The organism is Streptomyces sp. Ru71 (assembly GCF_002920535.1).
GTDB lineage: Bacteria > Actinomycetota > Actinomycetes > Streptomycetales > Streptomycetaceae > Streptomyces.
Window position 1 is genome coordinate 1 of sequence record NZ_PQSS01000151.1, and the last position, 4,892, is coordinate 4,892.

Sequence of the window (4,892 nt, forward strand, 5' to 3'; positions counted from 1 at the left end):
TCAGTCCTTGATCTCGCAGATGGGGGCGCCGCTGGTGATGGAGGCGCCGACCTCGGCGGTGAGGCCCTTGATGGTGCCGGCCTTGTGGGCGTTGAGGGGCTGTTCCATCTTCATGGCTTCCAGGACGACGACGAGGTCGCCTTCCTGGACTTCCTGGCCGTCCTCGACGGCGATCTTGACGATGGTGCCCTGCATGGGGGAGGCGAGGGTGTCGCCGGAGGCGACGGGGCCGGACTTCTTGGCGGCGCGGCGCTTGGGCTTGGCGCCGGCGGCCAGGCCGGTGCGGGCCAGGGACATGCCGAGGCTGGAGGGCAGGGAGACCTCCAGGCGCTTGCCGCCGACCTCGACGACGACGGTCTCGCGGCCGGCTTCGTCCTCGTCGGCGTCGGTGCCGGCGGGGGCGGTGAAGGGCGGGATGTCGTTGGTGAACTCGGTCTCGATCCAGCGGGTGTGGACGGTGAAGGGGTCGCTGGAGCCGGTGAGCTCGGGGGCGAAGGCGGGGTCGGTGACGACCTTGCGGTGGAAGGGGATGGCGGTGGCCATGCCCTCGACCTGGAACTCCTCCAGGGCGCGCGCGGCGCGCTGGAGGGCTTCCTTGCGGGTGCGGCCGGTGACGATGAGCTTGGCGAGCAGCGAGTCCCAGGCCGGGCCGATCACGCTGCCCGATTCGACGCCGGCGTCGAGGCGGACGCCGGGGCCCGACGGCGGGTTGAAGGCGGTGACGGTGCCGGGGGCGGGCAGGAAGTTGCGGCCGGGGTCTTCGCCGTTGATGCGGAACTCGAAGGAGTGGCCGCGCAGGGGCGGGTCGTCGTAGCCGAGTTCCTCGCCGTCGGCGATGCGGAACATCTCGCGCACCAGGTCGATGCCGGCGACTTCCTCGGTGACCGGGTGTTCGACCTGGAGGCGGGTGTTGACCTCCAGGAAGGAGATGGTGCCGTCCTGGCCGACGAGGAACTCGCAGGTGCCGGCGCCTTCGTAGCGGGCCTCGCGCAGGATGGCCTTGGAGGCGCGGTAGAGCTCGGCGACCTGCTCCTGGGTGAGGAAGGGGGCGGGGGCTTCCTCGACGAGTTTTTGGTGGCGGCGCTGCAGGGAGCAGTCGCGGGTGGAGACGACGACGACGTTGCCGTGCTTGTCGGCCAGGCACTGGGTCTCGACGTGGCGGGGGCGGTCGAGGTAGCGCTCGACGAAGCACTCGCCGCGGCCGAAGGCGGCGACGGCCTCGCGCACCGCGGAGTCGTACAGCTCCGGCACCTCTTCGAGGGTGCGGGCGACCTTCAGGCCGCGGCCGCCGCCGCCGAAGGCGGCCTTGATGGCGATGGGGAGGCCGTGCTCCTTGGCGAAGGCGACGACCTCGTCGGCGCCGGAGACGGGGTCGGGGGTGCCGGCGACCAGGGGGGCGCCGGCGCGCTGGGCGATGTGGCGGGCGGCGACCTTGTCGCCGAGGTCGCGGATGGCCTGCGGCGGGGGGCCGATCCAGATCAGGCCGGCGTCCAGGACGGCCTGGGCGAAGTCGGCGTTCTCGGAGAGGAAGCCGTAGCCGGGGTGGATGGCGTCGGCGCCGGACTCTCGGGCGGCCTTGAGTACCTTGTCGATGTCGAGGTAGCTGGTCGCCGGGGTGTCACCGCCCAGGGCGAACGCCTCGTCGGCGGCGCGTACGTGCAGAGCGTCCCGGTCCGGGTCCGCGTAGACGGCCACGCTCGCGATTCCGGCGTCCCGGCAGGCCCGGGCCACGCGGACAGCGATTTCGCCACGGTTGGCGATGAGCACCTTGCGCACGATTGAGGCTCCCTCCTTGAAACAAGCCGAGTTTAGGGACTGCCGACACGGCACTTCGACCCGTCCCCAATGGTGAGCTTGCCCACACGGAGCGTGATTCGAGGCTCGCTCGACCCGCGAAATCCCTTGTCCCACGGCGATACGCAGGACTCCTCCGGGAAACCCTAGCCCTCTCGTGTGGTCAAGGTCTCTGTGAGAGCGTGCTGCGGCCCACTCGGATTCTTTGTCGAGTCCCTACGAATGGCCCAATGGTTCCTTGGCATGCGCAGGACCCTTGTCCCCGGGTTTACCCGTTAGTAGCGTTCGCGATGTATCGCACGTACTCGGGGTAACAGTGGCGTGGCGGGGTCGAGCCGCGCTCGAAGGTGGGTGGGCGGCCGTGGTGCGCAGACCGGTGGCATGGGTGGTGGCGCTCGTGCTCTTCGTGGAGGCGGTCGGCGTGGCCGGGCTCAACTTCATCCTCGCCGGCGTCGTCGACAAGCAGCACATGTCGCTGGCCGGCCTCGACCCGGACGTGATGGCGACGTCCTCGAAGATCGGCGGCGTCGTCTTCGGGCTCTACTTCGTGCTGTGCGGACTGGTCGCCCTGGTCGTCGCCGTGCGGAACCGGGCCCCGGCCGGCCTCGGCCGCATCGTGCTGGTCAGCGCGGCCGTGGTGCACGGGCTGCTGGGCGCGTTCGCCTGGGGCCTGGTGGGCTGGAGCGCGTTCCTGTTCATGGTGGTCGTGCTCGCCCTGATCGTCCTGCTCCTCATGACGTACGACGCCCAGCCGGGCCCCGCCGTGGAGGAGCCCGAGGACGGCGACGGCGCCCCGGTCAGTCCTCCGGCGGCGCCCACAACTCCGTGATGCCGACACCCAGTTCCGCCAGCAGCCGGCGCACCAGCGGCAGGCTGATGCCGATGACGTTGCCGTGGTCGCCGTCGATGCCGTCGATGAACGGCGCCGAGCGCCCGTCCAGGGTGAAGGCGCCGGCGACATGGAGGGGCTCGCCCGAGGCGACGTACGCGGCGATCTCCTCGTCGGACGGCTCGCCGAAGCGGACGACGGTGGAGGCGGTCGCGGAGACGTACCGCTTGGCGCGCGTGTCCCAGACGCAGTGGCCGGTCTGCAGCACCCCGGCCCGGCCGCGCATCGACTTCCAGCGGGACGTGGCCTCCTCGGCGTCCGCGGGCTTGCCCAGGGCCTGACCGTCCAGTTCCAGCACCGAGTCGCACCCGATCACCAGGGCGCCCTGCACCTCGGGCTTGGCGGCGACGACGGAGGCCTTGGCCTCGGCGAGGGCGAGGGCCAGTTCGGCGGGGGTGGGGGCGGTCACGGCGTCCTCGTCGACGCCGCTGACGATCACCTCGGGGTCGAGTCCGGCCTGCCGGAGCAGTCCGAGCCGGGCGGGTGACTGGGAGGCGAGAATGAGTCGGCGGCGCGGCTGATCTGTCATGCGGTCAGCGTAGCCGCGCGCACGCGGCCGGGGCGCGTCACCGGGGGCGCCCCGCTGGGGAGCGGGTCGCCGAGGGCGTCCCGCTGGGGGCGGGTCACCTCAGCCCGATCACGATCATCGCGAGCACCATGGCCAGCGCCATGAGAACGCCCAGCCGCCGCAGCATGTCCTGCATCTCCCGCATGTCCTCGGGCGGCTCGTTCTCGGGGTCGGACCACAGCATGCCTTCCATCGTCCGGCGGGGCCGCCGCCCGTCGCCTGAGTACGCATACTCATCTTCCTCTAACGGTGCTACAGTCCCATTTGTAAAAGGGACTGTAGTTCCATTTGGAGGCGTGTCATGTTCACTGCTGTCTGGACCGCGTCACCCCAGCAGCCCAGCGAGGGCTTCACCCCGAACTGGTCGCGCGAGGGCTTCTGGCGCCAGTCACTGCGTCAGGTCGTACGGCTGAGCGCGGGCGGCGGCCGGGTCCGCGTCCGGCTCTCCCACACCTACGGCACCTCCCCGCTGCGCATCGCCGGCGCGTCCGTGGCCCGCGCGGCGGACGGGGCGGCCGTCGAACCCGGCTCGCTGCGCCGGCTCACCTTCGGCGGGGCGGACGCGGTGGAGATCCCGGCACGCGGGCAGGTGGTCAGCGACCCGGCCGAGCTGGCCCTGGCGGCGGGCGATTCGCTGACGGTCACCCTCCACTTCGATGCGGCGACCGGCCCGGCGACCTTCCATGCCCAGGCCTTCACCCCCAGCTACCGGGGCCCGGGCGACCTCCTCATGGCAGCCGGCGGCACCGCGTTCCGCGACGTCACCGAATCCTGGTACGTGCTCTCGGCGGTCGAGACCGACGCCGGCCGCACCGACGGCATCGCGCTGTTCGGCGACTCGATCACGGACGGCTTCGGCTCCACGCCCGGCGCCGACCGCCGCTGGTCGGACGCGCTCGCCAGGCGCACCGCACGGCCCGTCCTGAACGCGGGCATCGGCGGCAACCTGCTGCTCAACGACTCGGCGTGGTACGGCGAGAAGGGCGTCCACCGCCTGGCCCGGGACGTCCTCGCGCACCCGGGCGTCGACACCCTCGTCGTCCTGCTCGGCCTGAACGACATCGGCTTCAGCGAGACCGACGAGCAGCCCACGTACAAGCCGGCGCCGATCGTCACGGCCGCCGAACTGATCGAGGGCCACCGCGGGCTGATCCGCCAGGCCCGCGAGGCCGGACTGCGGCGGGTGATCGGCGCGACCCTGCTGCCCTTCGCCGGCTCGGACCACTGGGGCGAGCGCGCGGCCAAGACGAGCCACGAGCTGAACGAATGGATCCGCACCTCGGGGGCGTACGACGCGGTGGCCGATCTGCACCACGCCCTGGCCGATCCCCGCGACGGGGACCGGCTGCACCCCTCGTACGACTTCGGCGACCACCTGCACCCGAACGACGCGGGCTACGAGGTGATGGCCGAAGCCGTCGCGGCGGTGCTGTGAGACGGAGGGTCAGGCCGGCCAGTAGGTGCGCGACCAGGCCGTCGGGCCGGGCTGCGGCACCCGCCGGCCGGCGAGGCGGGCCGGGTCGGCCCAGGAGTCACGCGGGGCGGGTGCGCCGGGCGGCAGGGCGGCCGCCGCCGCGGCGCGGGCGCGAACCACCGCCAGTGCGGCGGCCAGCTCCTCCGGGGTTGGGTTTCCCCGTACGA

At 72.1% G+C, this 4,892-nt stretch carries 6 protein-coding genes; 2 read left to right on the forward strand and 4 right to left on the reverse strand.

All coding sequences use genetic code 11. The annotated features are described in order from the left end of the window. Positions 1 to 1,776 (reverse strand): biotin carboxylase N-terminal domain-containing protein, encoded by a 1,776-nt coding sequence (locus tag C3489_RS37745; RefSeq protein ID WP_103786646.1) that lies wholly within the window; start codon positions 1,774 to 1,776, stop codon positions 1 to 3. A 379-nt stretch (positions 1,777 to 2,155) separates the two neighbouring features. Between C3489_RS37745 and C3489_RS37750 the strand changes: the two genes are divergently transcribed. After that, positions 2,156 to 2,623: a hypothetical protein gene (locus C3489_RS37750; RefSeq protein WP_103786647.1), complete on the forward strand. Its 468-nt coding sequence runs from the start codon at positions 2,156 to 2,158 to the stop codon at positions 2,621 to 2,623. On the opposite strand, the gene C3489_RS37755 is transcribed toward C3489_RS37750, so the two are convergent. Beyond that, on the reverse strand, positions 2,592 to 3,212 hold the full coding sequence (locus tag C3489_RS37755) for a nucleoside triphosphate pyrophosphatase (protein WP_103786648.1): 621 nt from the start codon (positions 3,210 to 3,212) through the stop codon (positions 2,592 to 2,594). The two genes, C3489_RS37750 and C3489_RS37755, sit on opposite strands and share 32 nt — an antisense overlap. Positions 3,213 to 3,306: 94 nt before the next feature. Further along, the gene (mmpB, locus tag C3489_RS39770; RefSeq protein WP_258055135.1) at positions 3,307 to 3,435 is read right to left on the reverse strand and encodes a morphogenic membrane protein MmpB; all 129 of its coding nucleotides are present in this window, start codon (positions 3,433 to 3,435) and stop codon (positions 3,307 to 3,309) included. Between the two features lie 117 nt (positions 3,436 to 3,552). On the opposite strand from mmpB, the gene C3489_RS37760 reads away from it, so the two are divergent. Next, positions 3,553 to 4,686, forward strand: a complete 1,134-nt coding sequence (locus C3489_RS37760; RefSeq protein WP_103786649.1) for an SGNH/GDSL hydrolase family protein — start codon at positions 3,553 to 3,555, stop codon at positions 4,684 to 4,686. A 9-nt stretch (positions 4,687 to 4,695) separates the two neighbouring features. On the opposite strand, the gene C3489_RS37765 is transcribed toward C3489_RS37760, so the two are convergent. Beyond that, the coding region (locus tag C3489_RS37765; protein ID WP_103786650.1) for an acyl-CoA carboxylase epsilon subunit at positions 4,696 to 4,892 on the reverse strand (197 nt) is incomplete at its 5' end.

Coding starts and splice junctions, on each gene's coding strand:
- mmpB (WP_258055135.1), bottom strand. CDS start 3,435: ATGCTGTGGTCCGACCCCGAGAACGAGCCGCCCGAGGACATGCGGGAG.
- C3489_RS37755 (WP_103786648.1), bottom strand. CDS start 3,212: ATGACAGATCAGCCGCGCCGCCGACTCATTCTCGCCTCCCAGTCACCC.
- C3489_RS37760 (WP_103786649.1), top strand. CDS start 3,553: ATGTTCACTGCTGTCTGGACCGCGTCACCCCAGCAGCCCAGCGAGGGC.